This is a genomic window from Ruminococcus gauvreauii (genome assembly GCF_025151995.1).
Classification (GTDB): domain Bacteria; phylum Bacillota; class Clostridia; order Lachnospirales; family Lachnospiraceae; genus Ruminococcus_G; species Ruminococcus_G gauvreauii.
The window spans coordinates 929,573-945,381 of the sequence record NZ_CP102290.1; the positions used below are offsets into that span (position 1 = coordinate 929,573).

The window sequence follows — 15,809 nt, forward strand, 5'->3', positions numbered from 1 at the left end:
ACACCCTTTTATTTGTATTTTTAGGAGGTAATATTATGTTCCAATCTGCTTATTCTGACGTGGTAAATGCAGGATGCAATAAAACAAATCTTCTGAAAAAGAATCCATGGGGATACCTGATGGCTTCCGTAATCGCCGGAATGTTCATTGCATTCGGCAGCTTCGTATGTATGACAATCGGCGGTATCATGATCGCAGACAACGCTGCAACTGCAAAACTGATCTCTTCCCTTTCGTTTGCATCGGCCCTCAGCCTTGTCGTTATGGCAGGCAGTGAACTGTTCACTGGTAATAACTTCGTAATGGCGTGTGCTTCTTTCGCAAAAAAGGTCAGCTGGTTTGACACAATAAAATTATGGATCATCTGCTTTTTCGGCAATCTCATCGGAAGCTGGATCGCTGTCATCCTCTATCACATGACCGGGCTCACAAAAAATTCCGATGTCGTGTCTTATTTCGCAACGGTCTCCGCCGCAAAATTATCGCTAAGCCCTCTTGAGATGATCACCCGAGGTATTCTGTGTAATATTCTCGTCTGCCTGGCCGTATGGTGCAGCATCAAAATGCAGTCGGAGGCCGCAAAGCTCATCATGATTTTATGGTGTATCTTTCTCTTTATGATGTGCGGTTTCGAGCACAGCATCGCTAACATGAGTATCATCGGCGTCGGCCTTCTGCATCCGCTCACAGCAGATGCTACGATCTCTGTCAACTATTACATAACCGACCTCTTCTTTGTCACGCTCGGCAACATGATCGGCGGAATTGTTTTTGTAGCACTTCCCTATTACTGGATCTCAGCAAAAGACTGATATTTTGACAGCCAGCGTATCGTATCCGATATGGTCACATACAGGTCTCTTGGTTTATAATTTAGTTCTGCGGTGGCCTTGTCGTGGCTAAACCTTCCATTGCTGGTCAATGCGTATAAAGAGTATCTGGTATACAGCGGCCGTCTCTTCTTCAGCCTGGCGATCCGGCAGATCAAGGGAACCGACGCTTTCGCAATCCAAAGCGGAAGCGTCGGTATTTTTTTCCCTCCAACAATGCTTCTCGCCATTTTAAGGACTTCCGTGACTTCATAGTACCGGTTAGACAGTATATAGCACTCCCCCGTCCTGCCTTTCTGTGCCGCCCGCAGGCATCCTCCCGCGACATCCCGGACATCTACAAAATCATATCCTCCATGCACGCACGCCGGAAGCTTCCCCCTGATATAGTCATTTACCAGCTGAACAAGATAATTTTTCGCCCCATTGTACGGACCCAAAATCCCGGATGGATGTACAATCACTGCGTCCAGCCCGGAATGAGCCGCATCCATCACTGCCTGCGTCGCCTCCGCCTTTGTTTTGGCATATCCCCCAACCACGAGATCCGCCGAAAATTCCCTCACTTCCTTTTGCACAGCATATTTGCTGTGTTCCGGTATCGCATGTACGGAGCTGACATAGACAAGTCTTTGTACTTGATGTTCCCGGCACAGTTCAATCACATGTTTTGTTCCTCCGACGTTGACCTGCTGCATCATGCCGGGAGCCTCATCCGAGATATCGACAATACCTGCGGTGTGAATAACGATCACATCCCTGTGCCTGATATCGGAAAACAGCGGCTGAAGACTGTCTTTCTTTCGAATATCTCCTTCCACATACCTGACTGTTTCCTTCATCCATGCCGGCTCTCCGGGCAGAATCAGTCCCCGTACCTCTTCTCCGCGCTTTAGCAGAATACGGATCAGTGTATTACCCAGGTGCCCGGCAGCACCTGTTATGATATAGAGACGCTTCATACTAAACACCTCACAATCTTTTCGTACAATATGTTGATTATCTTTCTTATTTGTATTATACTAAATCTGGATATTGAATACAATCATCAGATTCCCACACAGTGTTGTATATCCGAACACTCGGTTATTTAATGTCTATCAACTACTCTTAAGGAGAAATTTCATGGAAAACAAGAAAAGCAATGGCGGTGATCACAGGGTCCGTGTGACTAAAATGCTGATCAGAAAGGCATTTATGAATCTGCTTCGTGAAAAACCCATTCAGAGCATCTCCATAACAGAACTCTGCTCAGCAGCAGGCATCAATCGAGGCACCTTTTATTCCCATTATTCCAATATCAACGACCTTCTGAAAAAGCTGGAAGCTGAGATGCTGCTCGACTTTAAGAATGCACTGAATCCTCTGCTTCAGTCGGAATCCGAACCTCTTACTCCCTCGAAGATAACAGCCGGAATTTTTACATGCCTCAAGGATAATGCCGATATCTGCACGGTAACACTGGGGGATTACGGAGATAAAGACTTTGTACTTCATCTCATTCATCTCGGTTACGAGGTTTACCAGAAAACATATCCTCAGTTCTTCACCGGCACAACGCCAAAACAACTGGAGTATTTCTACGCCTACACGAGCGCAGGGTGCATCGGACTCCTCCGTCACTGGCTCGACGAAGAAATGCTCACCCCGCCTGATAAGGTGGCTGCCATGGCAGAACAATTCATGATGCACGGCGCCGCATTCTCACAGCCACAAAAAAAATGACGCAGTCAGTGCGTCATTTTTCTTTATTCATTTCGAATCGCAGCAAGCGGGCTCAGCCGCGTTGCCCGGAGTGCAGGAAAGAATCCGGCAACAATCCCGACACATATGGCAAAAATCAACGCGAGTCCTGCAAGCCAGACCGGAATATAGGAAACACTTGCATTGGAATTCCCCGTCATATACTCTCCGATGGCCGCCCCAAAATGGTTTAGCGCCCAAGAGATCAGATAGCTCAGGGCCAGACCTGCCATCCCACCCAGAAATCCGATAAATGCAGCTTCCGCAAGGAACAGCGTACGGATATTTGCGAGACTGCATCCCAGTACCTTGATAATTCCAATCTCTTTTGTCCGCTCGTAGATGGACATCATCATCGTATTTGCAATTCCGATCGCTGCGACAAAAAGTGAAACTGCCCCGATACAGCCAAGGACCAGCTGAATACTCTGAAATTGTTTCTGTTGAGATTTCACCCATTCGGCATTCCAGTTCGGAGTATACCCCAGGTTCTTAATCTCATTCTGAACGGCCTCCGCATTTTCCATATCATCAATTTTCACATATGCCTGACTGTAAAATATCTCCTTATATGGCTTTCCCGATTTCGTTGTAGGCTGCCCGGGTATTGCTTTATTTCGAAAGGTCTTTTTCAGCTGAGTTTTCAGCGCGTTGATATCACAGTAAACACTGTAGCTCTGTTCCGTATACGTATTGAGATCCCCCGCCAGGACACCAGCGGTCGGAAAAACATATTTTTTCGGCGCTGTCACCTGCTGCGTCCCGGAGTCCCCGTCTCCTCCCTCGGAAACTCCTTCGTCTGCACTGCCCATCTTGCTTGACCAGTAAGCATCCGTATCCAGGATGTAATACAGCGGACGCGTAAAATCAACATCCGGAAGTTCTCCGGTCTCCCAGTAACCCTGTCCGGTTGATTCGTTGCTGAAATTGTAAATCACCTGATTTCCGTAGACAAACTGTAGATTTTCCGTCCCCTCTTCCGGCAGTCCTCCAGATGCAAATTCCAGTTTCATCTGCTCCAGTGCCTCCCGGCTCATCCCATACACATCGAGATATCCGATATATCTGCCCTGTTTGGCCATCATGGAAAGATTCAATACAGGGGAAACCAGCGTCACATGCGGAATCGCTCCAATCTGCTCTATCGCCTCATCCGTGATTCTTTTCTGCTCCTGCGAACCCTGGTCCGCTGATTCTTCCTGAGCCATGGCAAATCCCATCATGGCAGATCCGCCCTCGTAGACCTGGATCGTCGTGAGCCCTCCGCTGTTCTCCATCTCATCCATCGTTGTCTTATTCAGTCCGAGTCCCAGGGATACCATAACTACAATCGATGCGGTTCCAATCACTACACCAAGAATGGTTAGAAATGTTCTAAGTTTTCTGCGCCACAGATTACTGCAGCTCATCTTTATCAGATCCCAAAATTTCATCTGCCCATTCCTTTTCTTTCTTATGTTTCCGTCTGACCAGCAGCACTGAGACTATGATCACAGCCACTGCTCCGACGCCGCCGAGAATCCACCATATTAAATGTCCGTTTGGCTGTCCTTCTTCCATACCCTCCATACCGAGATCATCCATCGGCATCTCGTCCACAGGCATCGCAGGATTTACAAATACAATACAGCTGCTTTCAAAAGTCTCCTGATTTCCATCCTGATCCTCATACTTTACCAGAAGCTTTACCGTCCCGTCACCCGTACTCTCAGCTGCCCCCATAGCCATCATGTCAACAGTCCCTGTCGCTCCCGCATCCAGGTTTCCCACAAATGCCTCGGCATTTGCTATGGACGGGTCCTCAATCCTTGCACTGACATTGTATAACTTTGTCTTTCCCAGATTATAGATTTCAAACGTCACGTTAGCTTCTTCACCTACAGAAACTGCCTCCGGCATAACCGTCACTCTGCTGAGTTCAAAACGTGCCTTCTGGCGTACCGGAATGGAGATACTCGCCTTGTCCTCGAACTGCTGTGCCGACTCATCCTCATATTTCATCGCCGCTTCTACCGGATAAGGCTTCTGAATTAAGTCTGTCCGTGCTGTCATCTCCAGAGACACTTCCTTTGAGCTGTTTTTCGGAATACTCTCTATGTACAGCGTACTCGACCCGTCTGAGGGAAGAAACGCATCAGCCGCCGTCTCACCTTCTCCGGCCTGCGGCGTCTGGAGTGTTATGACCATATTACCGACCGCCGACTTTTTGGATGTATTTCTCACCTTAATCGTCAGCTTAAACGTGTCGCCTGCGTTGATCGTTCCAGGATCCGTCCGGAAACCTTCGATGATCACACGCGGAGTACTTCCTTTTTTCTCGTCTTTCTCATCTTCCGGTGTGGAGGAACCGCCGCCGCCATCGCTGTAATCTCCGCCCGCATAGCCGCCTTCATCACCGAATTCATCCGGCTCCATCACCGTAGGTTCCTCCTCCGGTTCTTCCTTCGCAACCGTCCTGACATAAATGTGCCTGCGAACCTTCATATTTTTTACAACCTCAGTCTCATCTTCAACCACTGTCATTTTATAAAAAAAATCAAAGTTTATTTTCACATAACCGGAGGCAACATCCTCACGTGTATCTAGTGTAAAACAGACCTGACTCGACTTTCCCATTCCCGGGTCAATGGGGCCCTCCAGTGTCTCAAATATATTTGTTTTATCAATTTCAAACGGGTACTCATTTGTACTGGCATCCTGAACCGGCGTTACCCTCACATCTGTAATAGGGACAGATTCCTTATTAAAAAACGGCACGACAACTTCTGCCGGTTTGCCCGCCTCACACTGAGGTGCATCTGCTGTTCTGTCAATCAAGATCCCTTCTTCCTGCTCCGTCGGTCCTTCCGATTCTGCCCATACCATCGCCGGAAGTACCATCAGCAGACATAACACACATAGCCCTACTGCTTTCATCTTTTTCATCCTTCTTTACCCTCTCTCATGTTATCGATCTTTACAATCTTTCCGTCAATGATGTGAAAAATACGGTCAGCAAAACTCGCAAGATGATTATCATGCGTTACCATGACCAGTGTCTTCTTCTGCCTGCGCACCACATCCTGCATCAGTTTCATAACATCTGCGGACGTGTTGGAATCCAGATTTCCAGTTGGTTCGTCCGCGAATATGATCGCCGGATCAACCACAAGCGCCCTGGCCACACCTACTCTCTGCTGCTGTCCTCCCGACATCTGCATCGGCTTGTGGAACAGGTGGTCAGACAATCCGACTGTCTTCAGCAGCTGTGCAGCTCTCTTCAGCCTGATTTTTTTCCCAATACCGCGAAAGCTAAGCGGAAGTGCCACATTTTCAAGGGCATTCATCGTCGGCAACAGGTTGAAAGACTGAAAAATAAACCCGATCCGCTCTCTTCTGAAGCGTACCAGTTCATTCTCATTCAGTTTCTCCATATGCTTCCCCTGAATGATTACCTCACCTTTCGTCGGCTTCTCCAGTCCTGCCAGCATATTGAGAAGTGTCGATTTACCGGATCCGGATGTGCCGACAATGGCACAAAATTCTCCAGGTAAAATTTCCATATTCACTCCGTTTAACGCTCTCACCTGTGTCTCACCCACCCGGTAAATCTTATACAGATTCTTTACTGAGATGACGGGTTTTTCCGTACTTTCCATACTCTTCGGCTCCCCCTGTGTATTCATGTTCCCATTATCCCCTATAAACAGCTTGAGGTCAATAAATTATATGTAAAGTTTAGAAATTTGAAAAAGATTTAAGAAACAGGAAAAAGGCATCGGACATATGTCCAACACCTTTCCCTGTTTTGGAGATGATACAACGAATATGTATAATTCTTATATCTGCAAAAATTATGCTTTTCTTGCGTTCTTTCTCATATCCATCGCTACGGCTCCGACAATGATCAGGCCCTTGATGATATTACTGAAGTTATCATTCACGCCGATCAGTACCAGGCCGTTGTTGATGACACCCAGGATCAGGATACCGCAGAGGACTCCTGTCACGCGGCAGATACCTCCCGTATGGGATGTCCCGCCGACGGTTGCCGCCGCGATCGCATCCAGCTCGTAGTTCAAACCGGAGTTTGCAGGGTCCGCAGATCCCGCACGGCCTGCCAGCAGGATTCCGCCGAGGGCTGCACAGGCGCCGCACCATACGTATGTCAGCACCAGGTTTCTCTCTACGTTGATACCAGCCACACGCGCTGCCTGGTCATTTCCTCCGATCGCATATAAGCTCTTTCCGAAACGGGTCTGCCCCAGGATAAAGGCTGCGATTCCGAAGACAATCAAAAATACCACGATGATGATCGGGATCGGGCCAATCTTGCCGCTTCCCAGCCAGCGGTAGCCGTCTGACAGGTTCGATACCGGGCGCGTCGTGAAGATCTTCGCTGCCGCACGGCAGATCAGCTGGCCGCCCAGTGTCGCGATGAATGCCGGCATCTTCGTGTATGCGATCAGCGCACCCTGGATCGCCCCGATGGCGATACCCATCACCATGCCGAGCAGGATTGCCACAATCGCCGGTACCTGCACGCCGAAGTTTGCCAGCGCCTTTGTCGCCAGGTCCACCGGCTGTACCAGTGCACCGGTCACACACGCGATCAGCGCCGCGGATGCACCGATCGACAGGTCAATCCCCCGCGTCAGGATCGCAAATGCCACACCGAAGGCCATGATTCCCTTGATGGACTCGCCCGTCAGCAGGGTCCGCAGGTTGGCGATCGTTAAGAATTTCGGGTTGATGATACTTACAAGGATGACCAGGACGATCAGCACGATCCAGATCATATTATCAGATAAGCGTTTCTTTGTTTTCGCGTTCATTTGGTTGCCCCCTTCTAATTCGCTTTGGCTTCCACTTCATGGGAAGTCGCATATTTCATGATCAATTCCTGTGAGAATTCCGAACGGTCCAGGATTCCGCTCACATGCCCTTCGTGCATCACCACCATGCGGTCCGCCACTCCCATGACTTCCGGCATCTCCGATGATACCACGATGATCGCTTTCCCCTGGCCTGCCAGTTCCGACAGCAGGGCATGGATCTCGGACTTCGCCCCGACGTCGATTCCTCGCGTCGGCTCGTCCACGATCAGCACGTCCGGGTTGGTCAGCAGCCATCTTCCGACCAGCACCTTCTGCTGGTTCCCTCCGGACAGGTTCTGGATAGGGGTTTCCATTGTCGGGGTCTTCACCCGGATCTTATCTATGTACGTCTGCGCGTCCTCACGCATCTTCTTCGCATTCAGCGGCATCCCGTACGCCTTCAGGTTCAGGTTTGCCATCACCATGTTCTCACGCACGCTCAACAGCCCCACGATCCCGTTCCCGCGCCGGTCTTCCGTCAGCAGGCTGATGTGGTTCTCGATCGCATCCTTCGGGCTTTTGATCTCCAGCTCTTTCCCGTCCTTGATGATCTTCCCGGACGTCTTGTGCCGCATCCCGAAGATCGTCTCCATCGTCTCCGTCCGGCCTGCTCCCACAAGCCCTGCGAATCCCAGGATCTCTCCCTTCCTCAGCTCAAACGACACGTGCTGCACCAGCCGCCCTGCGCACAGGTCCTCCACCTTCAGCACCACTTCCCCGATCGGGCATTCCGTCTTCGGGAACATATCCGTGATCTCGCGCCCTACCATCAGCTGGATCAGCTTGTCCTGCGTCAGGTTCTCCGCGCGGTCCGTCGCGATGTACTCGCCGTCCCGGTATACCGTGATGTCATCACTGATCCGGAAGATCTCGTCCATCTTATGCGAAATATAAACAATGGCTACGCCTTTTTCTTTCAAATCTGCAATAATCTTAAACAGGTCCTCAACCTCTGACTCCGTCAGGGCGGAGGTCGGCTCATCCATGATTACGATCGACGAATCATAGGACACCGCCTTTACAATCTCGACCATCTGCATTTTTGCGACGGTCAGGTCTTTCATCTTCTCATGCGGGTCTATGTCCAGCCCCATGCGCTGAAACAGTTCCACGCAGTCGTCATACATCTTCTTGTGGTCGGTCAGGATCCCTTTCTTCGGTTCCCTTCCCAGCCATACGTTGTCACACACGGAGCGTTCATATACCGGGGAGAGCTCCTGATGGATCATCGAAATCCCCGCATCCAGTGCTTCCTGTGTGGATTTATAACTGACTTCTTTTCCTTTATAGATAATCTTTCCTGATGTTACCGGCTGGATGCCGATCAGGCATTTCATCAATGTGGATTTTCCGGCACCGTTCTCGCCCATCAGCGTATGTACGGTTCCGGGGCGTACTTTTAACTGAACGCCCTTCAATGCGCGAACTCCAGGGAATTCTTTTACGATATCATGCATCTCCAGAACATATTCTTCACTCAAACCATTCACCTCAGTCCTAATTTTTATGTTTATAGGTGCCGGCCCAAGGCCGGCACCTATAATCAAATCCTACAATTACCTGATCAACCGAATCAGTCGTAATCAGCTACGTTATCAGGAGTAACCGGCTCGAATGGTACCCACATGATATGTCCAGTTTCATCCAGTTCATAATCTGTGCCATCATTCAGAGTAGTTCCGGTAATAAGGTTAGACGCTGCCTTAAGCGCACCGTATCCCTGTCCGTTCGCATCCTGGAATACTGTCATAGCCAGTGTGCCGTCTTTGACTGCCTGACGTCCGTCTACTGTAGCGTCAATTCCTACAACCGGAACTGATGCAGGGTCGATTCCCTGATCTTTCAGAGCTTCGATAGCGCCGAGAGCCATCGCATCGTTGTTAGAAATGATGCAGTCATACTCGATTGTTGTCAGCAGCGGAGTGATCATATCCTGTGCTGTCGCACGGTCGAAATCTGCTGCCAGAGGAGCTGTTGCTTCTTCAGCTTTGATTCCGTTGTCTTCAAATGCCTGCAGACAGGATGCTGTACGCTGTGTCGTGGAAACGTTACCGATTGTACCATTTAACAGGATATATTTAATAGAATCTTTTCCTTCTGCTTTAAATTTCTCGGAAAGGAAATCACCCTGGTATTTACCGGACATCATTTCATCGGAACCTACATATACTACATTTTCGTTCAGAACGCCTTCTGTATCAACCGGCGGTCTGTTAACGAATACGACTTTCATATCACCGGCAGCTTCAACGATCTGCGGACATGTCTCCGGGTCAACCGGGTTTACGATGATTGCTTTCTGTCCGTCGTTTCTAGCTGTCTCAACGAACTGGAGCAGTTTACTTGTATCGGACTGTGCATCCTGCGTTGTCAGATTGATTCCCATCTCATCCGCTGCAGCGATTGCACCGGCTTCCAGTGTGGAAAGGAACTCATCACGCAGTGCAAGGATCATTGTAATACTTCCTACATCACCGCTTGCATCTGCTGAATCATCAGCTGCTGCGTCATCACCTTCATCAGTTGCTGCTGTGTCCTCTTTTGCTGTGTCTGTTGATGATGCTGCTGAATCATCTTTACTGCCGCATCCAGCAAGTGTGCTGATTGCCAGCAGTCCTACCAGGATTCCTGCTATTACTCTTCTCTTCATTGAAATTCTCCTCCTATAGCTTCCTTTACTCTAACTCTTTGCCTCTGACTGCCAGTTCCTATACCAGTGCAGTCACTCTGACCTCCGTTATCAGTAATTCCCCCTGTTCTTTTCTTCCTACTTGTCCAAGAACTTAGGGGGACCCGGGTCCTGATTCAAGGTCTATTTATGAGTCTTTTTCATTATATCGTCACTTGTTCATTTTGTCAATTTTAATTTCATATTTTTCTCAATCTTTGTACATAATTTATTCACATTTGTTTCAACGGATGTTTCTTGTGACAAAAAATTACATTTTTCCCAAACAGCTATTCATCGTTTTATACAATTTTATGTTTTAAGTGTTATGTCTTTAATATTGAATTTGTTCATATATCGTTCATATTTTTCTCTTAACAAACAGTAACAGCAGGACTCCTGATTTCCCTGGAATCCTGCTGTTTACGGTACTTTTCCTACTGTTCATATCATATTTGAAAACCGTTCCACGGCCTTCGCGAAGCTGGCTATCGTCTTCTCCACATCCCCATGTTCAATGCCGTCACGCACACAATGCTGCAGATGCCCCTCCAGTACCACCTGACCGGCCTTGTGCAATGCCGATTTTGCTGCATTGATCTGCATAAGAATGTCTTCACACGGTATGTCCTCATCGATCATTCTGTCAATCGCCTGTATCTGTCCGACTATTTTCTTCAGTCTCCGGTGCAGATTCTCTGAATCCATACACTGTCTCATCCATATCCTCCTATTCATATTTAAACTGTTGTTGCCAATTTAAATCTGTACAGACTTTCTCTTTACAGAGAAAATACTCTCGTTGCAATCGAAAAATACGCTATCACAGAGCAGGTATCTACAATTGTCGTGATCAGCGGTGCAGCCATGATCGCAGGATCAAGGTGTATCTTTCCGGCAAGAAGCGGCAGTACACACCCGATCAGCTTTGAGATAATGACAGTCGCAATCAGGGACAACCCAACCACAAGAGCCATCTGTACATCATGATACACCAGCATGATCCTCACTGCATTGGCTGCTGCAAGCACAACACTCACCATCAGCGAGATCCTCAGCTCTTTAAACATCACTCTGAAAATATCCTTAAACTCAATCTCATGAAGTGCGATCCCGCGGATGATCAGCGTAGAACTCTGAGATCCGCAGTTCCCCCCGGTATCCATCAGCATGGGGATAAACGAGACAAGGAGCGGAATTGCAGCAAATGCGTTCTCATATCTCGTAATGATCGCGCCCGTCAGGGTAGACGAGATCATAAGCACCAGCAGCCACACGATCCTGTTTTTGGCATGTGCGAAAACCGATGTCTCAAAATATGTCCGCTCACTTGGATTCATCGCCGCCATCTTTGTGATATCCTCTGTCGCCTCGTCTTCCATAACGTCCATTGCATCGTCTACCGTAACGATCCCGACCATGAAATCATCCTTGTCAACAACCGGAATCGCCAGCAGATCGTATTTGGCAAAAAGCCTGGCAACCTCCTCCTGGTCATCATGAGTGCTCACAGATATGATCTCTGTCTCCATCAGATTTTCAATCAGCATATCATCTTCCGAGGTCATCAGGTCTTTTGCCGTTACAATTCCAATGAGCTTCCTTTTCTCCAGGACATAACATGTATAGATCGTTTCCCTGTGAATCCCCACCTGTTTAATATGAGCCATCGCCTGTGCAACCGTCGTATGTTTCCTCAAATCCACATACTCCGTCGTCATGATGCTTCCTGCACTGTCCTCAGGATAATTCAGAAGCTGATTGATCAGACTCCTTTTCTGAACCGTCACCGTATCCAGAATACGGGTCACCAGGTTCGCCGGAAGGTCTTCCAGAATGTCCACGGTATCATCCATATAAAGATCATCCAGAATTTCCCTCAGCTCTTTCTCCGTCAGCATCTCAATGAGATACGTCTGCATCGAATGGTTCATATTGCTGAACACATCCGCAGCTTTTTCTTTGGGAATCAGACGAAAGGTAATCGTAAGTTCCTTATCCTCCAGCTCTGACAGCAGTGAGGCAATATCCACTGCGTTCATGACATTCAAAACGCTTCTCACAGCTTTGAATTCTCTCTGCCGTAAGAGTTCCATAAAAATCTCTCTGTTCATTTTTTCTTCTCCTTTTCCATGAAATCATACACGATCGATAACTGGCGCCAGCATCCATTGCACTCACCTGCCTTTCCATATAAGTGAATAAGCTCATCAATGCCGTAGTTGATGAGCTGCCTTTAATTCCTCTATATTTTAGCCTCTTCCCGGTTATGTGTCAATGGGCGGCCGCATTTATTGCGCCCGCCCATCTCCCGGCTTTTATTTTTCACCGGATCTTAATGCGAAGAAGTCAGATATGCTTCCAGCACGGCTTTGTCTTTTTCCACCACATACGTGCTTCCGTGCCGTTCCTTTACATCCTCCGCCATGCTGATAAGAAGCAGCGGCTGTTCTGCGTCCGGTTCTGCAGTAAACACAGCAAACCAGCCAAGTTCGGTTCCGGTTTGGTCATCTTTTGCCGTCTTAATCTCCGCGGTACCTGTCTTCCCTGCAAGTCGGATATCCTCGCGGTGCGCTGCGTATCCGGTTCCATCCGGAGAGTTCACCACCTGTTCAAGAGCCGATTTCACGGTATTCGCCGCATCACGGTCAAACGCCTGCGTTATCCAGGTCTCCGGCTGAATGTCCTCCTGATACCGCAGATACGGTTTTATGACATCTCCCTCATTGACAAATGCTGTATATAGCGCAGCCATATGCAGCGGATTCACAAGCATCTCTCCCTGGCCGTAACCGCTGTCCGCCAGCTGAATCTCCGTATCAATCCCGCCTTCATTTGCATACTGGGACTGGCTCATTTTAATTTCAAACGGAAGCTCCTGCCCAAACCCAAGCGTGTCAAATGCGCTCTCCAGGCCGTCTGCCCCAATCTTCAGCGCCGCCTTCGCAAAATAAATATTGTCTGAATAAATCAGTGCATTTTCAAGTGTCGCCGGCTCATAGTCATGCAGTGTCGTAACATAATAGTCACCCCATCCGGCATCTTTCTGCCAGCTAAGCCCTGATCGTCCGAAATCCTCTCCGGCGGTGAATGCCCCCTTCGTAAGTCCTATGGATGCGATCACCGGCTTCAGAGATGATCCCGGGCACCATGACTGCCGGAACCGGTTATACATCGGCTTCGTCTCGTCATTGTTCAGCAGATCCCACTGCTCGGATGACATACCGAGAATAAAGTCGTTGCTGTCAAAAGAAGGGGTACTGACGAGTGCCAGAACCTCACCGGTATAGGGGTTCATCGCGACAGAACAGCTCTCGTCTTCCGCAAACTGCGTATACAGAAGCTGCTGCAGCTGTGCATCGATCGTCAGGGTAATGTCCTCGCCATCCTGCTTCGGCACAGAGGCAAGAACAGATACTTCTTCCCCATTCTCATCCACCACGGCAATTTTCTTTCCATCCGTTCCCTTCAGCTCCTTCTCATACAGTCCTTCCATCCCGCTGCGTCCGATGACGCTGCTGCTGCTGTATCCTTCCCCCTTATGTTCCTCCAGATCCTCCGCCGTTACATTCTGCACATATCCGGTCAGATGTGACGCGGCTTCTCCATATGGATAGGTACGCACGGAAACGTCTGTCACCATCACCCCCGGTATCTCCAGCAATTGTTCCAGAAGAGCAGCCTTTTGCTGTGCTGACTCACTCGGTTCGTCCGTCATCAGCTCCGTATCTTCAAGTTTTTCTATATTTTTGACCGGCACCATCGAGTCGTCCGTTACCCAGGACGCTTCCAGTTTCTTTTCAATACTCTCCGCCGTAACGTCCAGAAGCCCTGCCAGTCTTTCTATATCCGCATCCCGATTCTCACTCATTTTACCGGGAACGAGTCCGACGGAAGACGCCGTTCCGGGACCGGCAAGCATTTTTCCGTTCCTGTCAAGCACTTTCCCCCTGGCAGCTGCATCCGTGGATACCCTGATCTTATCGGAGCGTGTCAGCTGCGGAAAAATCATACTGTCATTCCAGGAGAGTGCATATCCCTTTTCTTTGTCTCTGATGAAAACCGCCTGATGGTCGAAACTGATCCCGCCGGCGACACTGTCCATTTTCGTATGGTAGGAGACCGTTGTCTCCGCCTTGCCGGTCTTTTCCATGCCGGTTACCTCGGTCTGAAAATTATTAGCTTCGATCCCATCATAAATATTCTGATGCCGCTCGAGAAATTCTTCTTTCCCGACACGTTCCCGGCTTTCCGCATCCAACATCCCGTACATGAAGCTGTAATCTCCCTTCCCGAGATATTCCATGTACTGTGCCAGCAGCACATCCGGCTGTCTGTCAGCACGTTTTCCCCTCAGATACAACAGTGCCGCTCCAGCGATGAGTGCGATTGCCAGACCGCATATCATGCCGGCAAGCACCCCTTTTCTCAATTTCCTGCCCTTCATAATTACTGCTCCTCTAAATACTCCTCAAGTGTAATTCCGCGGCTCATGATCTCATATGCCGCATATTTGCCCACATATCTGAAATGCCACGGTTCATAGATCACACCGGTTATATCTGTTTTATCTTTCGGATACCGAAGGATAAAACCGTAGTCTGCACAGTTTGCGAGCAGCCACTGATATTCCGGCGTCCCTTCCTGCTCCTCCTCAAGCACCTGATGATCTTCGGAGACAATGTCGGCCGCAAGCCCCAGCCCGTGCTCACTGTGTCTGGCGTATGAGACATGCCTGCGCGCCTCAATCTCTGCCTCCTCCTGACTCATGCCTTCTTTCTCCATGTGATAAAGTACCTGCTCCTCGAACAGTTCTTCCTGCCTCTCCTCTGACCGGTAAGCAGAACATACCACCGGGGAGAGCCCCTGTGCTCTGGCCGCATCGAGCATGCCCTGCAGCGCTCCCACCGCCCGCATGTCAAATTGCTGGCCATCACCCAGATCCGCCAGCAGCAGCTCATAATCATCCGGTATCGGATGATCTGCATTCAGCAGAATCAGTTTCCAGTCATTCTTATCAACCGCCCCTGCAGGCTCTGTATCATCCGTCTTTTCTGTGGATTCTGTTTCAGCGGTCTCCTTATCCGCTTCAGGCTCCGATTTCTCATCCGCCGGCTCTGTATCCGCAGGCCCCTCACCAAACGTCTCTTCCAGGTATGCCGTCCATGCAGATGCGCTTGTTATATATCCCGCATCGGCAAGATTATGCATGAGATACACAGTCACAAGAACTGCCGTACTCAAAACCAGGGAACGGATGCCTCCGTTTCGTCCCGCCCGTTTTTTCATCCTCTGTTTCGCACCTCCGTTACTGTCCCCCCAGGATTGTCCGGCGTATCAGAATCATATGACGCGTCTTCTACAGCAGAGCCTTCTCCCACTCCGCTTCCTTAAAGCCTGCAAGCACCGTCTGGCCGTTGATGACCAGCGGCCGTTTCACCAGCATTCCGTCCGTTGCCAGCAGCTGATATTGCTCTTCCTCGCTCATTGCGGGAAGTTTATCTTTTAGTTTCATGTCTTTATATAACATCCCGCTTGTATTGAAAAATCGTTTCAGCGGCAGACCACTTGCCTCATGCCAGGATTTCAGTTCTTCCACAGTAGGATTCTCCGTTTTGATCTCTCTGTCCTCATAAGAAATTCCATGATCGTCCAGCCATTTTTTTGCCTTTTTACAGGTACTGCATTTTGAATAACACAATAAAAGCATTG

The 15,809-nt window shown here is 49.1% G+C and carries 14 protein-coding genes; 2 read left to right on the top strand and 12 right to left on the bottom strand.

Annotation, left to right across the window (positions count from 1 at the left end):
- Positions 1-35 precede the first annotated feature (35 nt).
- Positions 36-812: a formate/nitrite transporter family protein gene (locus NQ502_RS04505; RefSeq protein WP_028528692.1), complete on the top strand. Its 777-nt coding sequence runs from the start codon at positions 36-38 to the stop codon at positions 810-812.
- On the opposite strand, the gene NQ502_RS04510 is transcribed toward NQ502_RS04505, so the two are convergent.
- Positions 788-1,792 (bottom strand): NAD-dependent epimerase/dehydratase family protein, encoded by a 1,005-nt coding sequence (locus NQ502_RS04510; protein ID WP_028528693.1) that lies wholly within the window; start codon positions 1,790-1,792, stop codon positions 788-790. The genes NQ502_RS04505 and NQ502_RS04510 overlap by 25 nt on opposite strands.
- A gap of 163 nt (positions 1,793-1,955) precedes the next feature.
- On the opposite strand from NQ502_RS04510, the gene NQ502_RS04515 reads away from it, so the two are divergent.
- Positions 1,956-2,555: a TetR/AcrR family transcriptional regulator gene (locus tag NQ502_RS04515; RefSeq protein WP_028528694.1), complete on the top strand. Its 600-nt coding sequence runs from the start codon at positions 1,956-1,958 to the stop codon at positions 2,553-2,555.
- Positions 2,556-2,578: 23 nt separating this feature from the next.
- On the opposite strand, the gene NQ502_RS04520 is transcribed toward NQ502_RS04515, so the two are convergent.
- From NQ502_RS04520 to NQ502_RS04570, 11 genes are all read right to left on the bottom strand, one after another.
- Positions 2,579-4,006 carry an ABC transporter permease gene (locus NQ502_RS04520; RefSeq protein ID WP_028528695.1) on the bottom strand — a complete coding sequence of 476 codons (1,428 nt, stop codon included), beginning with the start codon at positions 4,004-4,006 and terminating at the stop codon, positions 2,579-2,581.
- The gene (locus tag NQ502_RS04525) at positions 3,969-5,498 is read right to left on the bottom strand and encodes a COG1361 S-layer family protein (protein WP_028528696.1); all 1,530 of its coding nucleotides are present in this window, start codon (positions 5,496-5,498) and stop codon (positions 3,969-3,971) included. Before NQ502_RS04525 ends, NQ502_RS04520 begins: the two co-directional genes overlap by 38 nt.
- Positions 5,495-6,238, bottom strand: a complete 744-nt coding sequence (locus tag NQ502_RS04530; protein WP_242830263.1) for an ABC transporter ATP-binding protein — start codon at positions 6,236-6,238, stop codon at positions 5,495-5,497. Before NQ502_RS04530 ends, NQ502_RS04525 begins: the two co-directional genes overlap by 4 nt.
- Before the next feature lie 168 nt (positions 6,239-6,406).
- Positions 6,407-7,387: an ABC transporter permease gene (locus NQ502_RS04535; RefSeq protein WP_260046564.1), complete on the bottom strand. Its 981-nt coding sequence runs from the start codon at positions 7,385-7,387 to the stop codon at positions 6,407-6,409.
- 14 nt (positions 7,388-7,401) lie between these two features.
- On the bottom strand, positions 7,402-8,886 hold the full coding sequence (locus NQ502_RS04540) for a sugar ABC transporter ATP-binding protein (protein ID WP_260046732.1): 1,485 nt from the start codon (positions 8,884-8,886) through the stop codon (positions 7,402-7,404).
- 116 nt (positions 8,887-9,002) lie between these two features.
- Positions 9,003-10,079: a substrate-binding domain-containing protein gene (locus tag NQ502_RS04545; RefSeq protein ID WP_049898352.1), complete on the bottom strand. Its 1,077-nt coding sequence runs from the start codon at positions 10,077-10,079 to the stop codon at positions 9,003-9,005.
- Between the two features lie 462 nt (positions 10,080-10,541).
- Complete coding sequence (locus NQ502_RS04550; protein WP_028529656.1) at positions 10,542-10,817, bottom strand: metal-sensing transcriptional repressor; 276 nt, start codon at positions 10,815-10,817, stop codon at positions 10,542-10,544.
- A gap of 62 nt (positions 10,818-10,879) precedes the next feature.
- On the bottom strand, positions 10,880-12,211 hold the full coding sequence (mgtE, locus tag NQ502_RS04555; protein ID WP_028529657.1) for a magnesium transporter: 1,332 nt from the start codon (positions 12,209-12,211) through the stop codon (positions 10,880-10,882).
- Positions 12,212-12,432: 221 nt separating this feature from the next.
- Entirely contained in the window at positions 12,433-14,544 is a 2,112-nt protein-coding gene (locus NQ502_RS04560; protein ID WP_028529658.1) for a penicillin-binding transpeptidase domain-containing protein, read from the bottom strand.
- Positions 14,545-14,546: 2 nt separating this feature from the next.
- Complete coding sequence (locus NQ502_RS04565; RefSeq protein ID WP_049898355.1) at positions 14,547-15,386, bottom strand: M15 family metallopeptidase; 840 nt, start codon at positions 15,384-15,386, stop codon at positions 14,547-14,549.
- A gap of 70 nt (positions 15,387-15,456) precedes the next feature.
- Complete coding sequence (locus NQ502_RS04570) at positions 15,457-15,807, bottom strand: arsenate reductase family protein (protein WP_028529659.1); 351 nt, start codon at positions 15,805-15,807, stop codon at positions 15,457-15,459.
- Between the last annotated feature and the right edge of the window lie 2 nt (positions 15,808-15,809).